Here is a 19,911-nt window from a genome sequence, read left to right as displayed (position 1 = left end):
ATGAGCGACGTTTTTGCGATCGTGCAGATCGGCCTGCAGGCCGGCCAGGAGCGCCTGCACGCGATCAGCGGCAATGCCGCGAATGCGACCTTGCCGGGCTACCGGCGCCAGGTCGCGGCGGCGGCCACCTTCGCCGGCCAGTTCGCGGCCCAGGGCGCCCAGACGGTCGCGACCCAGGCCGCGCCGCAGATGCGCCGTGGCGTCGACCTGCGCGCCGGCCAGCTGATGGCCAGCGGCAAGCCGCTGGATCTGGCGATCGAAGGCGACCGGGGGTTTTTCGCACTGTCGGACGGACAGCAGCTGTTCCTGACGCGCGCCGGTTCCTTCCGCGTCGACGCGGAAGGTTATCTGGTCGGCGAGCGCGGCTATCGCGTGCAGGGCAGCACGGGCGACATCCGCCTGGGCAGCTCGGATGTCAGCGTCCGCGAGACCGGCGAGATCGTGCACGAAGGCGACGTGCAGGCGGTGCTGCAGCTCTTCGCTCCGGCCGAAGACGCGCAGCTCAGCCCCGGGCAGGGCAGCCTCCTGAGCGTGAGCGGCGGGCTGACACCGGTGGACAGCAGCCGCGTCGCGCTGCGCTCGGGTTTCGTCGAGGCCTCGAACAGCGGCGGCCCGCAGGACATGCTGGCGCTGATGGCCTTGACGCGCCAGTACGAAAGCCTGGTGAAGGTGACGCAGGGCTACGACGAGGTGCTCGGTCGGGCCATCCAGAAAATCGGGGAGATCTGAAGATGTGGGACGCATTCCTGGTATCGGCCGTGGGCTTGCAGGCGCAGAAGGACCAGCTCGACACCATCGCCAGCAACCTGGCCAACACCAACACGGTGGCCTACAAGCGCCGCACCGTGGATTTCAGCGGCCTGCTGGACCGCAGTGCCGCGCCCGCCGGCGCCTCGGCCCAGAATGCCGAAGCCACCCGCCTCACGCAGGTGCGGGTCGACCTGGTGCCCGGCGAGGTGCGTCCCACCGGCCGCCCGCTGGACGTTGCCATCACGGGGCCGGGTTTCATCGAGGTCAACCTGCGCGACGGGCGCACGGCCTATTCGCGCGGCGGTTCGCTGCAGATCAATGAAGACGGCCTGCTGAGCCTGGCGAGCGGCCAGGTGCTGAAGGCCGACATCCGCATCCCGGCCGGCTCGACCGCTGTGGAAGTGCTGGCCGATGGCAGCGTGCGTGCCCTGCTCAAGGGTGACGACAAACCGACCGTGCTCGGTCAGATCGAACTCGTCAACTTCACCAGTTCCGAGACGCTGGCCCCCATGGGCAGCGGCCTGTTCGAGCTGCGCGATGTGAACGCCGAGCCCGCCCGGGCCTGGCCCGGTGAGCAGTGGGCCAACCCGCTCTCCTCTGGCGCGCTGGAGGCCTCCAACGTTCGCATGGTCGACGAGATGGTGCACCTGATGCTGGCCCAGCGTGTCTACGAGCTGAATGCCAAGGTGGCCCAGGCCGCCGACGAGATGATGGGCCTCACCAACTCGCTGCGCCGGTAAACACCGTGAGGACCTTGCGTTTCCTGTTGGCGCTGCCGGCTTCTGCCCGTCTGTGCCTGGCTCTGACCGCGTCGCTCGCAGCGCTGCCCGCAGCGGCGGAGCCGGCGCCGCTGCAGGCGTCCGCCGCCTCGCCGACGTTTCGCTATAGCGGGGACGCCGCCTTGTCCTCCGCCATCCTCGCCCGGCTGGCCGAAGCGCTGGCGCGCCAAGGGCTGCACCTGCAGGACCCGCAGGTGCGGCTGAGCGGGCTGGACGGCTTGCGCGACGGCATGGTGCTCGAACTGCCCGCCTGGCAGCCGCCGGGCCGCGAGCCGGTGCGGCTGCCCTTGCGCCTGACGGTGCTCGCCGGCACCCAGCGGGGCCAGGCGACCGTCACCGGCCGCCTCAAGCAGGACCTGCTGGTGCTGCGACGTGCCATGGCCCGCGGCGCCGCAGTGCGCTGTGCGGATCTCTCGCTGGAGCAGCGGCCGGTGGACCTGGGACGCCAGGGCTGGCTGCCGGCGCCCTGCGCCCTGGCCGAAGGCACTGTGTTGCGCCGGCCGCTCGGTGCGGGCGACGCCCTGCGTGCGGCGGATGTCGGCGCGCGGCCGGCCGTCGCGGAGATGGAGCGGGTGTCGATCCGTGTGCAGGCCGGCGCCGTGGTGCTCGAATCGGCCGGCATTGCGCTGGCCGATGCCGAGCTCGGCGAGCCGGTGCGCGTGCGTCCCCATATTTCGCGTCAGACCGTCGCGGCCCGGGTCATCGGCCCGCAAGCCGTGGTGGTCGAACCAGGAGCGATGCCATGAATTGCCTGCGTGCGGCGACGGTGGCGCTGGCCCTTGTCGGGGCGGCCCCGGTGCTGGCCAACGAAGGCCAGAGCCTCTACGACCCCAAGACCTACCGCCCGCTGGTGGCGGATCAGAAGGCCTTCAAAGTGGGCGACCTGCTCACCGTGGTCATTCAGGAGCAGGCGAGTGCCAGCACCACGGCCGATTCGACGGCCGGGCGTTCGACCGGCGTGTCGGCCCAGATCGATCCCTTCAAGGCGGCCGGGCGCAGCGCCTCCGCCAACCTGGGTACCGAGTCCGACGGCGGTGGCCGCACTCAGCGCAGCGGACGGCTGCTGGCGCAGCTGACGGTCAACGTGGTGGGCGTCGAGCCGGACGGCGACCTGATCGTGTACGGCCGGCAGGACCTCACCATCAACGGCGAGTCCCAGCTCATCACGCTGCGCGGCCGCGTGCGGCCCAAGGACGTCAGCGACGGCAACCTGGTGCCTTCCACACGGGTGGCCGATGCCGACATCCGCTTCGACGGCGAGGGCTTCATCGCCGAGAAGAGCCGTCCGGGCTGGTTCACGAAACTTCTTTCCCTGTTTGGCTTGTGATGATGTACCGAGCTTTTTGCTTCACGCTGCTGGTGGCCGGGGCACTGGGTTTCGCGGGCACGGCGAGCGCCGCAGGCGTGCGCATCAAGGACATCGCCCGGGTCCAGTCGGATCGCCAGCACGCGCTGGTGGGCTACGGCCTGGTCACCGGCCTGGCCGGCACCGGCGATTCGCCGGCCAATCGGGCCACCCGCCAGTCGCTCGCCAACCTGCTGTCGCAGTTCAACGTGACCTTGCCGCCGGATGCGGTGAACAGCCGCAACGTGGCGGCGGTGATGGTCAGCGGCAGCCTGCCCAATTTCGGCCGCCCGGGCGACACCGTGGACGTGACCGTCACCTCCATCGGCGACGCGCGCAGCCTGGTGGGCGGCAACCTGCTGCTGACCCCGCTCAACGGTCCCGACGGCAAGACCTATGTGCTGGCACAGGGCGGCCTGACCGTCGGCGGCTACCGCTACGAGGCCAACGGCACGATGGGGCAGAAGAACCATCCCACCGTCGCCACCATCCCGGGCGGCGGGACCATCGAGGTGGCACCGCCTGCGCCCGACACGGCCCAGGTGGCGCGCTTCTCGGTCTCGCTGATGGAGGCCGACTACACCAACGCGGCGCGCATCGCGGAGGCGATCAACGCCGGCCTGGGCGGCGGCTACGCCAAGGCGCGCGACCCGGACACCGTCTCGGTCACCGTGCCCGACGGCTACCGCGGCCGTTTCGTGGAATTGATGCAGCGCATCGAGGCGCTGGAGATCGCACCGGACCTGCGGGCCCGCGTTGTCGTCAACGAGCGCACAGGCACCGTCGTCGCGGGCGCCAACGTGCGCGTCGCCCCCACCGCGATCACCTACGGCGACCTGCGCATCTCCATCGTCACCGACAACGCGGTGTCGCAACCGGGCCTGCTGCGCAATCCCACCGAGGCGATCCGCACCGAGTCCTACGCGAACTCGCGCATCGACCTGCAGGAGCCGGGCGGCGCGACCCTGGTGACCCAGCCGGGCGGCACGATTGCCGACCTGGTGCAGGCGCTGGCCAGCTTGCGCACCAGTGCGCGTGACGTCGTCTCGGTGCTCAAGGCGCTCAAGGCCTCGGGTGCGCTCCACGCCGAACTCATCGTGCAGTAGTCCTTCTCGATCCGGAAACACCATGCCCACGCCCAACTACGCCCTGCTCGTCGAGCAGATCTCGACCTCGCTGACGGCGGCCTCGATGCAGAACCGGGTGAGCGCCAGCAACATCGCCAACCGCGACAGCGAAGCCTATGTGCGCCTGAAGGTGGCCTTCGACCAGGCCCTCGGCGCGGCCGGGGAGGGGCCCGCCACTGCGGGCCTCGCCGGCCTGCAGCCGCCTGCGGGACCGCGTGTCGTCCCCGACGTGTCGAACCCCAAGGTCAGCCTGGAGGAGGAGCTCCTCGAGCTGTCCAAGAACACCATGAACTACCAGGCCATGGCCAAGGCCTTGAGCCGATATTTCTCGATCGCCGAGGCGATCGCCAGCGGAGGGAGAAGCTGAACATGGATTACTTCAAGGCTGCAGAGATCAGCGGTTCCGGCATGGTCGCGCAGAAGATGCGCATCGAAGCCGCCGCCGCCAACATCGCCAACATGACCTCGACCGGCAAGGCCGTGGCCGACCTCTACCGCCCGGTGACGGTGGTGATGCAGGCCGACAGCACCCGCTTCCAGGCCGCCTGGGGCGCCGCCGGCCCCAGCCCCGCGGTGGTCAGCGCCCGGGTGGTCGAGCAGCCGCTGGTCAAGCCGCGGGTGGTGCACGAGCCGGGCCACCCCGACGCGGACGCCAACGGCATGGTCAGCTACCCGGGTGTCGACCATGTCCGGGAGATGATGGCCGTGACCAGCGCGATGCGCGCCTACGAGGCCAACCTGGCCGCGCTGCAGGCGACCAAAACCCTGGCCCTCAAGGCCCTCGAGATCGGAGGCCAGTGATGGACTGGAGCACAAGCGCTGTCGCCGCCCTGGCAGCGACGTCCGGCACCCAGGCTGCGTCGCAGGCCGCCACCGCCAGCGCCACCGCGGCGCCTGGCTTCGTCGGCCTGTTCGAGAAGGAACTGGTGCAGATGAACAGTGACATGCAGGCGGCCGAGAAGGCGCTCGGGGACATGGCGGCCGGCCGCCCGGTCGAGCTGCACGAGGTGATGATCAGTCTGGAGAAAGCACGCATCAGCGTCCAGACCTTCATCCAGGTTCGCAACAAGCTCGTCGAGTCCTACCAGGACTTGATGCGCATGCAGATGTGATGTCCGGTGAAGCCGCTACTTGAAACCTGGTCCGAGATGAGCGCGCCGCGGCGCCTGGGCTTCGCCCTGGGATTGCTGCTGATCGTGCTGACCACCTGTGCCCTGGCTTACTGGGCCCTGCGAGATCCCTATGTGCCGGTGGCTTCGCAGCTCTCGGCGCAGCGCATGGCGCAGGCCGTCGCCGAGCTGGAGAAGCAGAAGATCCCCTACCGCATCGCGGTGGGGGCCGACACCCTGGAGGTGCCGCAGGCCTCGGTCGGCCGCGCCCGCCTGGCGCTGGCCGGCGGCGCCGTCCCCGGCGGCGGGGTCGGCCTGGAACTGTTCAACGACACCGACTTCTCGATGACCGAGTTCGCCCAGAAGGTGAACTACCAGCGCGCGCTGCAGGGCGAGCTCACGCGCACCATCCAGGCGATGGAAGGGGTGCGCGAGGCGAGGGTGCACATCGTGCTCGCCGAGGGCGGGGTGATCCGGCGCCAGCAGACCCAGGCGAGTGCCGCCGTGACGCTCGCCATGGCGCCTGGCCAGGTGCCCACGCGGGCGCAGGTGCGGGGCATCCAGCGGCTGGTCGCGGCCTCGGTGCCGGAGATCCGCGCCGACGACGTCACCGTGCTCAACGAGTCCGGGGTCAGCCTGAGCGGTGCTGGCCGCGGCGGCGAGATCGACTATTCGAACGCGCAGCTGGAGATGAAGCGCGAGGTCGACGCCTACCTCGAAGGCAAGCTGCGCACGCTGCTCGAGGAGCTCGCGCCCGAGGCCCGGGTGGCGGCCTCGGTCGACGCCACGCTCGACTTCAAGCAGCTCAAGGTGACCACCGAGCAGCCGCTGGCCGCCCCGCCCGGCGAACCGGGCGAGAAGGCCGCCGGGGTGGTCAGCCGCGAGCGCCAGACGCAGCGCTCGTCCGGCGCAGCGCAGGACCGCAGCGAGGGCGGGGGCAACGAGGACACCGGCTGGGAGTACGACTACAAGGTCGGCCAGCGCATCGAACAGTCGCTGTCCATGCCCGGCTCGGTCAAGCGACTCAGCGTCGCGGTCGCGCTGCATGGCGCTCCCGACCGACTCGACGGCGCCAGCATCGAGCGGCTGGTCGGCCATGCCGTGGGCCTGGACAGTGCGCGCGGGGACGCCGTGACCGTGGTGCTGCTGCCGGCCGCAGGGGCGACGGGCAGCGGCCAGGCGGCGGCCGTCCCGGCGTCCGGGGCTGCCGAGCCGACGGCCGCCGAGCTGGCGCCGACCCCGTGGGCGCAGCAGCTGGTGATGGCGGCGCTGCTGGCCTTGCTCGCGCTCGCGGGCGTGGCGGCCCTGGTGAGGCTGGGCGGGGGCGGACGCCGTGACGAGCGCCAGGCGCAGGAAGCGCAGGAGGTGGCGCTGGCCTCGGCGCGCATCCGCCGCTGGCTCGGGGACGGGGAGGGCAGCCATGGCCGCTGACGCCGCCCAGCTGCGCGAAGCCGCGCTGGCCTTGCATGCCCTCGTGCCGAGCGTGCGCCAGCAGGTGCTCGCCACGCTCGACGCCGATCAGCGTGCTCGGCTTGAGCCCTTGCTCGAAGAATTGAACGCGCTGGGCCTGCCCACCTCGCTGGCGCGCGCGGCCGCTGCCGACGCGCCCGCCCGTTCCGGCTCGCTGGACGATCGGCTCGCGGCCCTGCCGGCGGACGCGCTCGCTGCGGCGCTGCTGACCCAGGGCGCCGCCACCGCGGCGGCGGCGTTGGGGGTCATCGATGCGACCCGGCAGGCGGAGCTGCTGGCGCTGCTGCCGGAGGAGCGCCGCAGCGCCATCGAGCGGGCGCAGTCTCAATCGCCGCGCCTGGGGCCGCTGGCGCGCCAGGCGCTGGCCGAAGCCCTGCTGACGGCGGCTCGGCGGCAGTGCGAGGCGGGCGCTGGCGCCCGCCGTACCGGTCTCTTGAGCAAGGTGCGGGCATGGATGCGGTGATACGTGCGGTCCAGCTGGGTCCGGAGAAAGCCAGGCTGGGACAGCCCCGCGTGACGGCTGCCTCGACGCTTCCCGGATCGGCAGGGCTCACCACCGGTGCCGCCGGCGCTGCACGCCCGGCGCAGCCCTCGGCGCCCGACCCGGCCACACTGCGCCGCGAGGCGGAAGCCGCGGTGCGGCGCGAGCTGGCGGACGAGGCGGCCCGACTGTTCGAAGAAGAGCGCCAGCGAGGCCGCGCCGAGGGTCGCAAGGAGGGCCTGGAGCTGGGCCGCAAGGAGGCCGCCGCCGCCGAGGAGGCCTTGCGGCAGCAGGCGCTGGAGGAGGTCCGCCAGGTGCTGCAGCGCATCGAGGCCGAACAGGGCAAGCTGCTGCAAGGGCTGCAGGACGACGTCGGCGAGATCGCCTTCGCGGCGGTCTGCCGCATCCTCGGTGAACACGCCGTGACGCCGGCGGCGGTCGCGGGTTGCGTCACGCAGCAGCTCGATGCGCTGCCCCACCGCGGGCCGCTCACGGTGAAGCTGCATCCACGCGACGTGCAAACCCTGCAGCCGTGGCTGCTGTCGCCCGAGGGCGCGCGTCACGCGCTGGTGCTGTGCGCGGACGAAACCCTGGCGCTGGGCGGCTGTGTCATCGAGACCGGCCACGGCCGGCACGACGCCAGCCTGGAGACCCAGCTGCGGCGCCTCAAGGCGCTGCTCGACGCCCACCGCCATTCGGGGGCCGCATAAGGTGCACAAGCTCGCCGCCGCCATACGACACGCCGAGCTCGCCGAGCGCGGCGGGCGCGTCACGCAGGCGCGCGGCCAGTTCCTCGAAGCCGAGGGCCTGGCCTCCTATGTGGGCGAGATCTGCGAGATCGGGCCCGGCAAGGGGGGCCGCGGCATCGAGGCCGAAGTGGTGGGTTTCACGGGGACGCGCGCCTTGCTGATGCCCTACCGCACCTTGGCCGGCATCGCGATGGGCAGCCCGGTGGTCGCCACGGGCAGGACCTTCAAGGCGCCGGTCGGGGCGACCATGGTGGGCCGGGTGATCGATGCCTTCGGCCAGCCGCTGGACGGCAAGGGGCCGATCCGCCACGAGGGCTGGCGCGACTGCGAGACGCGTCCCCCGGCGGCCATGCAGCGCTCCCGCATCACCGAAGTGCTGGAGACCGGCGTCAAGGTCATCGACGGGTTGCTGACGCTCGCCAAGGGTCAGCGTGTCGGCCTGTTCGCCGGCAGCGGGGTGGGCAAGAGCACGCTGCTGGGCATGGTGGCGCAAGGCATCCGTGCCGATGTGAACGTCATTGCGCTGATCGGCGAGCGTGGGCGCGAGGTGCGCGAGTTTGTCGAGGACCAGCTGGGGCCCCAGGGCTTGCAACGTTCGGTGGTGGTGGTCGCGACCGCCGACGAGCCGGCGCTGCTGCGCGTCAAGGCGGCCTACGTCGCCACCACCATCGCCGAGCACTTCCGCGACCAGGGGCAGGCGGTGATGCTGACCATGGACTCGTTGACACGCTTCGCCATGGCGCGCCGCGAAATCGGGCTGGCGGCCGGGGAACCGCCCACGGCCCGCGGCTACACCCCCTCGGTGTTCTCCGAGATCCCACAGCTCTGCGAACGTTGCGGCCCCGGCGTCGGCACGGGCTCCATCAGCGCCATCTATACCGTGCTGGTCGAAGGCGACGACCTCAACGAGCCGGTCACGGACGCGATCCGCGCGACCTTGGATGGCCACATCGTGCTGTCGCGCGAGATCGCGAGCTCCGGGCAGTACCCGGCCGTGGATGTGCTCAAGAGCATCAGCCGGCTGAGCTCGACCGTCACCACCGCCGAGGAGCAGAAGCTGGTGCGCAGCCTGCTCGCGGCGCTGGCGCTCTACGAGCGCAATCGCGCGCTCATCGAGGTCGGCGCCTACAAGCCGCAGATCAACCCGCGCCTGGACGTGGCGGTGCACGCGATGCCCCGCATCCAGGCCTTCCTGGCCCAGTCCACCTCGACGTCGCAGCCGCGCGCCGAGACCCTGCGCCAACTCAAGGCCCTGGTGCAGGGCCTGGGGAGCGAGACATGAGCGACCTGCCCAAGGCCCTCGCCACCCTGGCGGTCCAGGCGGACTGGGACGTCACCGAGTGCGGCGCCCGGCTGCAGCGCCTGGAGCAGGAGCTGGCCCGGGCGCAAGCGGCGGCCGAGTCCGAGCGACAGCACGCGGGCGCCCTGCGGGAGGAGCTGGGCAAGTGTTTCGAGCGCGGCAGGGCCTTCAATCCCGAGCGGGTCCGCCTGGTCCGGGCCCAGCTGGAGGCCAGCCGGCAACGCGGCGTGGCGCTGGCCGACGAGCTGGCGGCGCTGGGCCGGCAGCTGGAGACGGAGCGCGCCGAACTGGCGACCGCACGGCACCGCGCGGAGCAGCTCAAGCGCAGCGCCGAGAAAGAGCGGCTCGAACTAGGACGGCAGCACGCCAACCGGGAGCTGGCGACGATCGACGAATTGTGGGTCTTGCGGCCCCAGGGGAGCGTGGCATGACGACGGACGCGATGCAGATCGCCGCGGGGCCGTGGCGCGACGGCGGGCAGCGCGGCGGCGCGCCTGCGACCACGCGCCTGGGCCAGGACGGCCGTGCGCTGGACGAGATGTGGCGGCAGGTGTTCGATGCCGCCCGCGTGGTGCCGGCCGGTGCCGAGGCCGGGGCGGCCGCGCTGGCGCATGCCGGTGCGGAGCGGGCGATCTCGCGCGGCCTGGGTGACCCGCCGCGGGCCGGCACGCCCCTGGCGCTGGGCCAGGGACTGGCGGCCCCGGTGGCAGCAAGGCCCGGCGTCGCGGGAGCAAGCGCCGCGTCGGGCATCGAACACGGGGCGCGGTCCACGGAACGCAGCCCGTTGCAGGCGGCTGCCGGCCCGGTGTCCGCCTTCTCCACCGGGAGCGCGCTGGCCGATGCCGAGGCGCATTTGCAGGCGCGCAAAGCCCGGCCTCTGCCGGAACGGGCCGAGGGCGAGCGGCGCGCCGAGGAAAGCGTGCAGGTGCTGCAGAGCGCCTCGGGTGTCGAGATCGTGGTGCGCAACGTCCGGCTCGCCGCCTCGGCGGCACTCGGCTGCGCCTTCGAAACCGCCTACTGCCTGACAGGCGCACGCGACACGCTGCGCAAGGTCACGCTCAACGGCGCCACCGTCTTCGAGGCCCGCGCCCGCGATGCCGAGGCGGAGGCCGCGTCGCGCGGCCGGGTCGTTTTTTCCTGCTGACGCCGGCAGGCCCATCCATCAAGAAGCTGAAGCAATCGAAAGGAACGCCACATGGCCACCTCGCCCCTCGGAGGAGTGAGCAATATCAACCCGGCGTCGGCCTCGCTGTCCATGGAGGATCTGCTGCGGGTCATGCTGACCGAGCTGACCTACCAGGACCCGCTGAAGCCGGTGGAGAACAAGGACTTCATGGCGCAGATTGCGCAGTTCTCCTCGCTCGATGCCTCGCGCCAGCTCAACGAAGGCCTGGAGCAACTGCTCGGCCTGCAGTCGCTCAACCAGTCGGTGGGCCTGCTGGGCAAGACCATCGACGCCCGGACGGCCAACGGCGCCGTGACCGGGCAGGTCAAGTCCCTGTCGCTGGCCACCGGCGTGCCGCAACTGACCATCCAGACCACCACCGGCGAGACCATCGCCGGCATCTCGATCGGCCAGGTCGAGAGCATCCGTTGAGGAGCCAGCGATGATCGATTCCATCTTCACTGCGATGTCCGGCCTGGAAGGGCACCAGAAGGGCCTGAAGGTCATCAGCAACAACGTCGCCAACATGAACACGGCCGGCTTCAAGGCCACCGTGGTGGACTTCGCCGACGTCTTCACCGGCGCCGGCAGCGAGCGGCGCGAAAGCGCCACGGGTGCCGGCGTCGAGGCGTCGCGGACCCGGCTGGACCTGCGCAACGGCGACCGGCAGGACACCGGGCGCGAACTCGACGTCGCGCTGGACGGCCGCGGCTTTCTCGTGCTGCAGGACGAGCAGGGGCGGCTGCGCTACACGCGGGCCGGCGGGTTCGCGCTGAACGATGCCGGGCAGCTGGTGGCGAGCCTGAACGGCCTGAAGGTGATGGGCCGGGACGGCGAGGGCAGGCTGGCGCCGATCGAGCTCGGGGCGCTGCGCAAGCATGCGCCCAAGGGCACGACCAAGGTGGTGTTCAAGGACCTTCTGTCGTCGAGCGATGACGCTCACACCATCGACGCCCTGACCGTGTATGACAGCACCGGCGGTGCCCATGTGCTCAAGCTGGAGTTCACCAAGAAGCAGAGCCCCGGGACCGGCACCGGCGGCAACAACGTGGAATGGGTCGTCAAGGTGTTCGAGGGCAGCAAGGAGCTGGGCACCGGCCTGTTCGGCTTCATCGGCAGCGTGGCGTCGCCATTCGCTTCCAGCTTCAAGCTCAACCTGGCCTACACGAATGCACCCGCTGCCGAGGTCGAGTTCAGCCTCGGCAGCGCGGCCCGCGGTGATTTAGGCAGCACGGAGTCGAGGCTGCAACTGCAGGAGCAGGACGGCTATGCGCCCGGAGACGTGGCATCGGTCGGCTTCGACGAGAAGGGCCAGCTGGCGATCGGCTACTCGAACGGCCAGAAGGCCACCGGCGCGACGCTGGCCCTGGCCGAGTTCGCGAGCGACGAGCATGTGATGGCGGTCGGCGACGGCCTGCTGGCGTCGCGTGAAGGCGTGCAGCCGACCTTCCGGGCCGCGGGCACCGACCTCAAGGTCCTCAGCAAGAAGCTGGAGCTGTCCAACGTCAACCTGACCCAGGAGTTCAGCACGCTGATCCTCATGCAGCGCGGCTACCAGGCCTCCTCGCAGGTCCTGACGACGGCCAACGAGATGCTGCAGCAGCTGTTCGAGCTGAAAGGACGGCGCTGATGCAGGCCATCCGTCCCTTCATGCTGGTCGGCTCGCAGGCCTTGCAGGTGCTGGGGCAGCGCGCCGGTACGGCACTGGCGTCCTGGGCCGCCGGCTGGAGCCTGTGCGGGGAAGCGCCCGCGATCGTCGCCACGCCGGTCGCCGGCAGCGAGCCGGAGCGCTTGCCCTGCCGCCACTTCAGCGGCGAGGGCGGCCGCCTCTGGGTGGCCTTGGCGGCCGGGCCGTCGCAGGAGCTGGCGCGTGCGGTGCTCGGGCCCTCCCGGGCGGCGGGTTTCGGCGCCAACGACGATTGGCTGGCCCAGGTCCTCGCACAGGCCCGTGATGCGCTCTGCGCGGCGCTGGTCGAGTCGCTGCTGGGCGCCGCCGCCGAGTCCGACGGCCCCGCGGTGCCTGACGACAAGCTCTGGCAGCCGGGCTCGGGTGCGGTCCGCTTCGACTGCGCCGCGCTGGGCCTGCAGGCCTGGGCCAGCGCGGACGTCCTGCGGCACGTGCCGCCGGCCGAAGTGGCGCGCCGAGCCATGGCGCCGACCACCGATCTGCAGCGCGCCGCGGCCTCGCAAGCGGTCACGCTCGGTGTCGTGGCCGGCCGCGTCGAGCTCGAGCTCGGACGGCTGCTGGAGCTGCAGGCGGGCGACGTGCTGCGCCTGCCGTCGCGCCTGGACGAGCCGCTCTGGCTGGTCGGCCCCGGCGGCGACACCCTGGCGCGCTGCGCCCTCGGCGAACAGGCCGGCCGCCTTGCGGTGCGCCTCGTCCGCCCCTCCTGAACCTGTATGACGGATCCGAACCCAGACCGTATGGAAGCTACCGTGCAAGAGATCGAACTCTCCCCGCTGGAGTCGCGCCCGGAAGGCGCGGCGCCGGCCATGACCCTGGCCATGCCCTTCCTCAACTCGGTGAAGGTGACCGTGAGCGTGCGGCTCGGCGAAGCCGAGGCGAGCGTCGGGCACCTGCTCGGGATGAAACACGGCGAGGTGCTCGCGCTGGACCGCGCGATCGACCAGCCGGTCGACGTGATGGTCGATGGCCACGTGGTTGCGCGGGGCACCCTCGTCGCGGTCGGCGAGCACTTCGGCGTGCGCCTGACCGACACCCCGACCGCGGTGGCGCCCGCCGCTGCGAAGCCCGCCACGCGCGCCTGAGGCGCGACGGGCTGCCTGCCGCCGTTTCGGGATCCTCATGACCGATACCCTGGTTCGCCTGAGCTGGGCGCTGCCCCTGGTGCTGCTGCTCGGCGTGGTCGCGCTGCTCCTGCTGCGCCGTTTCCTGCCCGCCCTCGCGCCGGCCACGCCGGCCGCCGGGCAGCTGGTGCTGCGCGAGTCGCTGCGCGTGTCGGAACGCACCCAGCTTCACCTCGTCGTCGCGCAGGGCCGGCCAGTCCTGCTGGTCGAGCCGCAGGAGGGCAGCCCGACGGCCGTGCTGCTGGATGATCCGGCCCGCCCGCCCGCGGGGCGCCTGTTTGCCGCCGGCTTGCGCCGGCCCTGAGATGCGCATGTCACGTCCGTCTTCCCTCCTGGCCGCCCTGTTGCTGATGCTCGCGCCGGCCGCCGCCTGGGGCGCCGAGGCGCCGCCGGCCTCGCTCGGAGCCTTGCTCGACGGTGGCAAGCAGGCCGCCGGGCTGACGTCCTACGCGCGCACGCTGGTCGGCCTGTCGCTGCTCAGCCTGATTCCCGCGGCCCTGATCGCGATGACCTCGTTCACGCGCATCGTCGTGACCCTGTCCTTCCTGCGGCATGCGATGGGCATGCCGGAGACGCCGCCCAACGTCGTGCTCGTCACCCTGGCGATGTTCCTGACCTTCTTCACGATGGGCCCGGTCTTCGAGCAGGTGCACCGCAACGGCCTGACGCCCTTCCTGGAGGGCAGTGCCGGCACCCAGCAGGCTATCGACGGGGGCCTGGCGCCGCTGAAGGAGTTCATGCACGCCCATGTGCGGCCGGAAGATCTGCACGCGGTGGCCGAGCTGGCGAAAAAGCCGCTGCCCGAGAGCCGCGCCGAGGTGCCGATGCAGGTGCTCGTGCCCGCCTTCATGCTGTCGGAGCTGCGCGCCGCCTTCACGGCCGGCTTCATCATCTTCCTGCCTTTCCTGCTGATCGACCTGATCGTCGCGGCGGTGCTGATGGCCCTGGGGATGATGATGGTGCCGCCGGTCTCGGTGTCCCTGCCGCTGAAGGTCCTGCTGTTCGTCCTGATCGACGGCTGGACCCTGCTGCTGCGCGCCATCGCCGGCGCCTACGCGTGAGCCCGCCAGCCGCGAAGCACCCAGCACCATGCCCTCCGGCGAGCACGACCTGCCTTCCTCCCGCGACGGTGCCCAGGACGCCTCGAACCGGCTCGTGCTGGACAACCTGCCGCTGGTGCGCATGATCGCCGCTCGCCTCTACCGCTTGCGCTGGGGTGACGCGGTCGGCTTCGACGACTACCTGCAGTACGGCCATGTGGGCCTGGTCGAAGCGGCCAGGCGCTACCGGCCCGGCGGCGGCGCGCAGTTCTCCAGCTACGCCTCCTGGCGCATCACGGGCGCCATCCTCAACGGCCTCGAGAACGCCACCGAGCAGCACCAGCAGATCGCGGCGCGCAAGCGACTGGTCGAGGAACGTGCCAACGCGCTGGCCGAGGCCGCGGACGCGGCCCCCGCGGGAGGCGAGGAGGACCTGGAGGCCGCTCTGGCCCGTATCGCGGACGTCGCCATCGGCTTGGCGGTCGGCTTCATGCTGGAGGGCAGCGGCATGTACAGTGACAGCACCGAGGTGGTCCGGCGCGACGGCTACGCGAGCCTGGCCACGCGCCAGGCCCGGGCGGCCCTGCAGGAGGCGGTGAGCCGGCTGCCGGAGCGCGAGCGGCAGGTGGTGCAGGGGCATTATTTCGAGCAACGTCCGTTCATGGAAATCGCCAACACGCTGAGCCTCACCAAGGGGCGCGTGTCGCAGCTGCACAAGCAAGCGCTGGAGCGGCTGCGGGCGGTCCTGGGCGAGCACGACGGCGAGGCCTTCGACGCATGAGGGCGCCGTCCCTCGCCGTCGATACGACCCGACAACTTTTCCTTCCTGGTGGACCATCGATGAACCCGACCACGACTTCTGCAACGCCTTCGCGGACCGCCCGGCTGGAACGCCTCGGCCGCTTCCTCGAGATGGACCCCGGCAATGCCCTGCTGCTGCGCGACTACGCGTTCGAGGCCGCGCAAGCCGGCGAGCTCGATGCGGCCATCGTCGCGTTGCGCCGCCTGCTCGCTCAGCCAGCTTACGAGCCGGGGGACACCCGGCTGCTCGGCGCATGTTTGCGCGCGGCACGCCGCAACGACGAGGCGCAGGCCGTGCTTGCCGACGCCCGGATGCGTTGGCCGGGCGACGAGGCGCTGGCGATCGAGCAGGCCAAGGCCTGCTTTGCCGACCGCGACTTCGAGGCTGCGCTGACCGCCTTGCCCCCGGATCCCCAGGATCCGATGCTGGCCGGCGAAGCCTGCTCGCTGCGTGTCCAGCTGCTGCATCACCTGGACCGTCTGGAGGAGGCGGCCGAGCTGGCACAGACCTTCTCGGCCAGCCACCCCGAGGATCCCCGGGTGCCGGCGAGCTTTATCCCCGTGCTGATGGACACTTACCGCTTCGATGAGGCGGTGACGCTGGCCAGGGAGCTGCTGGATGCCGGCATCGAGGCCTACCCGGTGTATGAAGCCCTGGCGGCCGGCGCGCTGGAGGCTGGCGCGCCTGCGGAAGCCTCGCAATGGACAGCGCGCGCGCTGAAGGTCCGGCGCGACGATGGTCGCATCTGGCTGCTTGAAGGCCTGGCCCGGATGCGTGGCGGTCAGCCCGAGGAAGCAGCGCTGGCGCTCGATGAGGCGGTGACCCTGATGCCCGATCACGCGGGCAGCCAGCTGGCCCTGGGCTGGTTGCAGCTGCTGCAGAAGGACCAGGCGCGGGCGCAGGCTTGTTTCGAGGCGGCAGTGGCCGCCAGCCCGGCCTTCGCGGAAAGCCACGGCAGCCTGGCCGTGCTCGCGGTGCTGCAAGGTCGCCGCGAGGACGCGCTGGAATTGATCCGCAAGGCACAGCGGCTGGACAGCACCTGCGCGTCCGCCCAGTATGCGAAGGCCCTGCTGGCGGGGGCCGACCCGGCCGGCATCGCGCGCCTTGCCGAAACGATGCTGTCACAGGTCCGCGCTGCTCGCCGGCACCCATCGAATTGATCAGGAAGGACATCCCGATATGCAGCCCAGTGAGACCGCACTGCTCGCCACCCTCGACGCCGACGAGCTTTTCATGCTGGGCGTGCGCGCCAGCACCTCGAACGACCCGGCCGCTGCGCTGGCCTATCTGAAACAAGCGGTCGTGAAGGCGCCGGAGCATGCGCGCGCGCATTGGCTCCTGGGGGCCGAGTACGCCTCGCTGGGCATGGTGGACCGGGCCCGCGCCGGCTTCGAACGGGCGGTCGAACTCGATCCAGATCTGCACCTGGCGCGTTTCCAGCTGGGCCTGCTGCGCCTGACGTCCGGTGACGTCGAGGCGGCCCAGGACACCTGGGGCCCCCTGGACGTGCTGCCTGAGGCCGACCCGGTGCGCCTGTTCCGGGACGGCCTGCTGCACATGGTGCGCGACGAGTTCCCGCAGGCCTTGGAGGCCGTGAGACAGGCGCTTGCCACCCCGGGGCTGGATGCGGCGCTCAAGCGCGACATGGAGATGGTGCTGGGCCGCATCGAGGCCGCCCACGAGCACAGGCCGGGCGGGGCGGGGCCGGAGGCTGGCACGCCCCTGCAGCCGGCCGAGCCCGAGGCGCCGGCCGAGAGCCACCTGGTGCTGTCGGCCTACCAGCGCGGCTTCCCGAGCAGCAGCCACTGACGCCGTCGGCCGCCTGCCATGGTCTCCCCGCTCGACGGCACCGCCTCGCTGGCCCGTATCGCACTGCTCGTGCAGAAGGCGGTGCAGCGCCGCGGGCAGGCACGCAGCGAGGCTGCGACACCGGCGTCCGCAGGTGCGGCCTCGGCGGAGCGGCTCGGCGCCACGCTGAAGCGCCGCGTGCGCGAGCTCCAGGGCACGCCGGCAGAGCGCCGGCGCCTGGTCTCGCGGCTGCTGGTCGAGTCCTTGTTGTTGGAGGGCCTGGGACACGCGCTGATCAACGACGTGGAGTTCCAGAACCTGGTGGACGACGTTCTCGACGCGCTGAGGTCGGTGCCCCAGGTGGCCGCCGACCTGGAGCGTGTGGTCGGCCAGCTCATCGGTCCCGACGACACCCAGAGCTCAGTGCGCGGGCAGGACAGCCGCTGAGTCGGCTGAGTAACGGAAACCGGGAAACTGCTCGCTGCCGTGTCCGAGGTAACGGCAGGTCAATTCGTTTGTGTGTGGGGGCCCGCCATTGGCACAGTCGCGTCTTCTGAAGTCACCAGGAGACACGCATGGCCTTCCTTCCGCGGGCGGCGCTGGCCGTTTTGGCCTTGTCGCTTTCGGCGGCCGCCTTCGGGCAGACGCGCTTCAAGTCGCTCAACTACCTCTACAGCATCTCGGGGCAGAAGACGGTCGCGGGCCAGCACAACCGTGAGCCCAACAGCGATCCGGCGCGCTGGACCGAGCGCATCAAGGAAACCACCGGCCGCTACCCGGGGCTGTGGGGCGGCGACTTCCTGTTCTCGGGCGACGACATCGCCCACCGCGCCACCATGATCGCTCAGGCGCGCCAGCAGTGGAGCCAGGGCGCGCTGGTCAACATCATGTGGCACACCTGCTCGCCGGCCAAGGCCGAGCCTTGCGGCTGGAACACCGAGGGGGTGCACCACAAGCTGTCGGATGCCGAGTGGGAGCAGCTGTTCAGCGAGGGCAGCTGGCTCAACCAGGTGCTGCGCTCGCGCCTGGACGACCTGGCGGCGCACCTCCAGGTGCTGGAGGACGCCGGCGTCGAGGTGCTGTTCCGACCCTTCCACGAGATGAACCAGCCGGTCTTCTGGTGGGCCGGCCGGCCGGGGCCGAACGGCACGCCGCGCCTGTACCGCTACGTGCACGACTACCTCACGAAGCGCAAGGGCCTGAGCAACCTGGTATGGGTCTGGAACGTGCAGGACTTCGCGACCCTGCGCGAGGACCTGGTCCGCTACAACCCCGGCAACGACTACTGGGACCTGCTCTCACTCGACGTCTACGGCACCGACGGCCGCGGCTACACCCAGGACAAGTACGATGCGCTGGTGGCGGCCTCCGGCGGCAAGCCCATCGCGATCGGCGAGATGCAGCGCCTGCCGACGCCGCAGGAGCTGGCGGCGCAGCCGCGCTGGACCTTTTTCATGGGCTGGGCCGAGCTGGTCTTCGAGAAGAACAGCAGCTGGGAGATCCAGAACACCTTCCAGCACGACCGCGTGCTGACCCGCGACGAGATGCCGGGCTGGGGCGGTGATGCGGGCGCGGGCAACCTGGCCCGCGGCCGGCCGGTGACCGTCTCGTCCACCGAGCCGGGCTACCCGGGCGCCAATGCCGTGGACGGGCAGACCGAGTCGCGCTGGTCGTCCGACTACGCCGACCGCCAGCACCTGTACGTGGATCTCGGCAGCGAACGCCGCATCCGGCGGGTGCGGGTGGTGTGGGAGACGGCTTACGCGCGCTACTTCCAGGTGCAGACCTCCAGCGACGGCCGCAGCTGGAAAACGATCTGGGAGAAAGGCAACAACACCAGCCTGACCAACGACATCACCGGACTCGGTGCGAGCGCACGCTACGTGAAGATCTACGGCGTCGAGCGGGCCACCCAGTGGGGCTTCTCGATCCGGGAGCTGGAAGTCTATTGATTGAGCGCCGCGGACCGCCGGCTCGGTGCCACCGAAGCCCGCGGTCGTATTGCGCGACTCCCCCGCTTTCCAGCGAGGTCCGGCCGTTCCCCAGCCAGTATCATTTGCGGCACGTACAGACCAATCGATACGAGGGGACCCCGCCATGGCTCTGATGGATTTCATCCGCAAGCAGTTCATCGACATCATCGAATGGACCGAGCAGGGTGATGGCGTGCTGGCCTGGCGCTTCCCGGTCGCTGACCGCGAGATCCAGTACGGCGCCTCGCTGACGGTGCGTGAGTCGCAGATCGCGCTGTTCGTCAACGAGGGCCGGGCGGCTGCCGATGTCTTCGGCCCCGGCATGCACAAGCTGACGACCCAGACGCTGCCGGTGCTGACCTACCTGAAGAACTGGGACAAGCTGTTCCAGTCGCCCTTCAAGAGCGACGTCTACTTCTTCAGCACCCGCCAGCAGGTGGACCGCCGCTGGGGCACCACCCAGCCGGTCACCATCCGCGACAAGGACTTCGGCGCGGTGCGCCTGCGCGCCTTCGGCAACTACGCCTATCGCATCGCCGATGCCAAGCGCTTCCACACCGAGGTCTCGGGCACGCGCGAAACCTACACCGTCGAGGACCTCGACGGCCAGCTGCGCGGATTGATGCTGCAGCACATCTCCGACGCGGTGGCGGGCAGCGGCGTGCCCTTCCTCGACCTGGCAGCCAACCAGGTGATGTTCGCCAACCGCCTGCGCGAGGCGACCGCCCCCGCTTTCGAGGCCCTGGGCCTGAAGCTGGAGTCGGTGACCTTGCAGAACGTCTCGTTGCCCGAGGAGCTGCAGAAGATCCTCGACCAGAAGATCGGCATGGGCATGGTCGGCAACGACATGAACAAGTTCATGCAGTACCAGACCGCCCAGGCGATCCCGACGATGGCGGCCAGCGCCGGCGGCAGCGGCATCGCCGGCGACGCCATGGGCCTGGGCGCCGGTGTCGCGCTGGGCCAGGTGATGGCGCAGCAGCTGGGCCAGGGCCTGCAGGGCGCACCGGCTGCAGCGGCTCAGCAGGCGCCGGCCGCCGCACCCGCCGTGCGGCCCGAGGACGTGATGGCCACGCTGGAGAAGCTCGGCGACCTGCGCGCCAAGGGCATCCTCACCGAGGAAGAGTTCTCGGCCAAGAAGGCGGAACTGCTCAAGAAGCTCGTCTGAGCGCCGACACCAGGGGCAGTGCCCGAAGGTCCGCCCAGCATCGGCGGGCCTGGGCCG

General features: G+C 70.9%; 26 protein-coding genes. All 26 read left to right on the top strand.

What is annotated here, in order from left to right; translation table 11 throughout:
• Complete coding sequence (locus OOT46_RS23965; protein WP_265406150.1) at positions 1–729, top strand: flagellar hook basal-body protein; 729 nt, start codon at positions 1–3, stop codon at positions 727–729.
• Positions 730–731: 2 nt separating this feature from the next.
• Positions 732–1,490: a flagellar hook-basal body protein gene (locus OOT46_RS23960; RefSeq protein ID WP_265406149.1), complete on the top strand. Its 759-nt coding sequence runs from the start codon at positions 732–734 to the stop codon at positions 1,488–1,490.
• Positions 1,491–1,504: 14 nt separating this feature from the next.
• Entirely contained in the window at positions 1,505–2,275 is a 771-nt protein-coding gene (gene flgA / locus OOT46_RS23955; RefSeq protein WP_265406148.1) for a flagellar basal body P-ring formation chaperone FlgA, read from the top strand.
• Entirely contained in the window at positions 2,272–2,856 is a 585-nt protein-coding gene (locus tag OOT46_RS23950) for a flagellar basal body L-ring protein FlgH (RefSeq protein ID WP_265406147.1), read from the top strand. Before flgA ends, OOT46_RS23950 begins: the two co-directional genes overlap by 4 nt.
• A 2-nt stretch (positions 2,857–2,858) precedes the next feature.
• Positions 2,859–3,980 (top strand): flagellar basal body P-ring protein FlgI, encoded by a 1,122-nt coding sequence (locus tag OOT46_RS23945; protein WP_265406146.1) that lies wholly within the window; start codon positions 2,859–2,861, stop codon positions 3,978–3,980.
• A gap of 22 nt (positions 3,981–4,002) precedes the next feature.
• A complete protein-coding gene (locus OOT46_RS23940) occupies positions 4,003–4,368 on the top strand; it encodes a hypothetical protein (protein ID WP_265406145.1) in 366 nt (121 codons plus the stop codon).
• A gap of 2 nt (positions 4,369–4,370) precedes the next feature.
• Positions 4,371–4,802, top strand: coding sequence for a flagellar basal body rod protein FlgC (gene flgC / locus OOT46_RS23935; protein WP_265406144.1), 432 nt, complete (start codon positions 4,371–4,373; stop codon positions 4,800–4,802).
• Positions 4,802–5,113, top strand: a complete 312-nt coding sequence (fliE, locus tag OOT46_RS23930; protein WP_265406143.1) for a flagellar hook-basal body complex protein FliE — start codon at positions 4,802–4,804, stop codon at positions 5,111–5,113. The genes flgC and fliE overlap by 1 nt, the downstream gene beginning before the upstream one ends.
• Before the next feature lie 6 nt (positions 5,114–5,119).
• Positions 5,120–6,541, top strand: coding sequence for a flagellar basal-body MS-ring/collar protein FliF (gene fliF / locus OOT46_RS23925; RefSeq protein WP_265406142.1), 1,422 nt, complete (start codon positions 5,120–5,122; stop codon positions 6,539–6,541).
• A complete protein-coding gene (locus tag OOT46_RS23920) occupies positions 6,531–7,043 on the top strand; it encodes a hypothetical protein (RefSeq protein WP_265406141.1) in 513 nt (170 codons plus the stop codon). The genes fliF and OOT46_RS23920 overlap by 11 nt, the downstream gene beginning before the upstream one ends.
• Complete coding sequence (locus OOT46_RS23915; protein WP_265406140.1) at positions 7,031–7,771, top strand: FliH/SctL family protein; 741 nt, start codon at positions 7,031–7,033, stop codon at positions 7,769–7,771. Before OOT46_RS23920 ends, OOT46_RS23915 begins: the two co-directional genes overlap by 13 nt.
• 1 nt (position 7,772) lies before the next feature.
• On the top strand, positions 7,773–9,092 hold the full coding sequence (locus OOT46_RS23910) for a FliI/YscN family ATPase (RefSeq protein WP_265406139.1): 1,320 nt from the start codon (positions 7,773–7,775) through the stop codon (positions 9,090–9,092).
• Complete coding sequence (locus OOT46_RS23905) at positions 9,089–9,541, top strand: hypothetical protein (protein WP_265406138.1); 453 nt, start codon at positions 9,089–9,091, stop codon at positions 9,539–9,541. The genes OOT46_RS23910 and OOT46_RS23905 overlap by 4 nt, the downstream gene beginning before the upstream one ends.
• Entirely contained in the window at positions 9,538–10,254 is a 717-nt protein-coding gene (locus OOT46_RS23900) for a hypothetical protein (protein ID WP_265406137.1), read from the top strand. Before OOT46_RS23905 ends, OOT46_RS23900 begins: the two co-directional genes overlap by 4 nt.
• A 51-nt stretch (positions 10,255–10,305) precedes the next feature.
• The gene (locus tag OOT46_RS23895; protein ID WP_265406136.1) at positions 10,306–10,707 is read left to right on the top strand and encodes a flagellar hook assembly protein FlgD; all 402 of its coding nucleotides are present in this window, start codon (positions 10,306–10,308) and stop codon (positions 10,705–10,707) included.
• A gap of 10 nt (positions 10,708–10,717) precedes the next feature.
• Positions 10,718–11,905: a flagellar hook-basal body complex protein gene (locus tag OOT46_RS23890; protein WP_265406135.1), complete on the top strand. Its 1,188-nt coding sequence runs from the start codon at positions 10,718–10,720 to the stop codon at positions 11,903–11,905.
• On the top strand, positions 11,905–12,669 hold the full coding sequence (locus tag OOT46_RS23885; RefSeq protein ID WP_265406134.1) for a FliM/FliN family flagellar motor C-terminal domain-containing protein: 765 nt from the start codon (positions 11,905–11,907) through the stop codon (positions 12,667–12,669). The genes OOT46_RS23890 and OOT46_RS23885 overlap by 1 nt, the downstream gene beginning before the upstream one ends.
• A gap of 42 nt (positions 12,670–12,711) precedes the next feature.
• Positions 12,712–13,044, top strand: a complete 333-nt coding sequence (locus OOT46_RS23880) for a FliM/FliN family flagellar motor switch protein (RefSeq protein WP_265406133.1) — start codon at positions 12,712–12,714, stop codon at positions 13,042–13,044.
• 37 nt (positions 13,045–13,081) lie between these two features.
• Positions 13,082–13,387: a hypothetical protein gene (locus OOT46_RS23875; RefSeq protein ID WP_265406132.1), complete on the top strand. Its 306-nt coding sequence runs from the start codon at positions 13,082–13,084 to the stop codon at positions 13,385–13,387.
• A 7-nt stretch (positions 13,388–13,394) separates the two neighbouring features.
• Positions 13,395–14,144, top strand: a complete 750-nt coding sequence (fliP, locus tag OOT46_RS23870; protein ID WP_265406131.1) for a flagellar type III secretion system pore protein FliP — start codon at positions 13,395–13,397, stop codon at positions 14,142–14,144.
• 28 nt (positions 14,145–14,172) lie between these two features.
• Entirely contained in the window at positions 14,173–14,904 is a 732-nt protein-coding gene (locus tag OOT46_RS23865; RefSeq protein ID WP_265406130.1) for a sigma-70 family RNA polymerase sigma factor, read from the top strand.
• 59 nt (positions 14,905–14,963) lie between these two features.
• The gene (locus OOT46_RS23860) at positions 14,964–16,085 is read left to right on the top strand and encodes a tetratricopeptide repeat protein (RefSeq protein ID WP_265406129.1); all 1,122 of its coding nucleotides are present in this window, start codon (positions 14,964–14,966) and stop codon (positions 16,083–16,085) included.
• Between the two features lie 19 nt (positions 16,086–16,104).
• Entirely contained in the window at positions 16,105–16,734 is a 630-nt protein-coding gene (locus OOT46_RS23855; protein ID WP_265406128.1) for a tetratricopeptide repeat protein, read from the top strand.
• Between the two features lie 18 nt (positions 16,735–16,752).
• Positions 16,753–17,160: a hypothetical protein gene (locus OOT46_RS23850; RefSeq protein ID WP_265406127.1), complete on the top strand. Its 408-nt coding sequence runs from the start codon at positions 16,753–16,755 to the stop codon at positions 17,158–17,160.
• A gap of 128 nt (positions 17,161–17,288) precedes the next feature.
• On the top strand, positions 17,289–18,665 hold the full coding sequence (locus OOT46_RS23845; RefSeq protein ID WP_265406126.1) for a glycosyl hydrolase: 1,377 nt from the start codon (positions 17,289–17,291) through the stop codon (positions 18,663–18,665).
• 145 nt (positions 18,666–18,810) lie between these two features.
• A complete protein-coding gene (locus tag OOT46_RS23840; RefSeq protein WP_265406125.1) occupies positions 18,811–19,854 on the top strand; it encodes an SPFH domain-containing protein in 1,044 nt (347 codons plus the stop codon).
• Positions 19,855–19,911: the final 57 nt, after the last annotated feature.

Origin of the sequence: Aquabacterium sp. A7-Y, assembly GCF_026153205.1 — a bacterium.
In the GTDB taxonomy this organism is placed as follows: domain Bacteria; phylum Pseudomonadota; class Gammaproteobacteria; order Burkholderiales; family Burkholderiaceae_C; genus Caldimonas.
The sequence above is the reverse complement of the archived record's forward strand: the minus strand, read 5'-3'. Positions and strand labels throughout refer to the sequence as shown.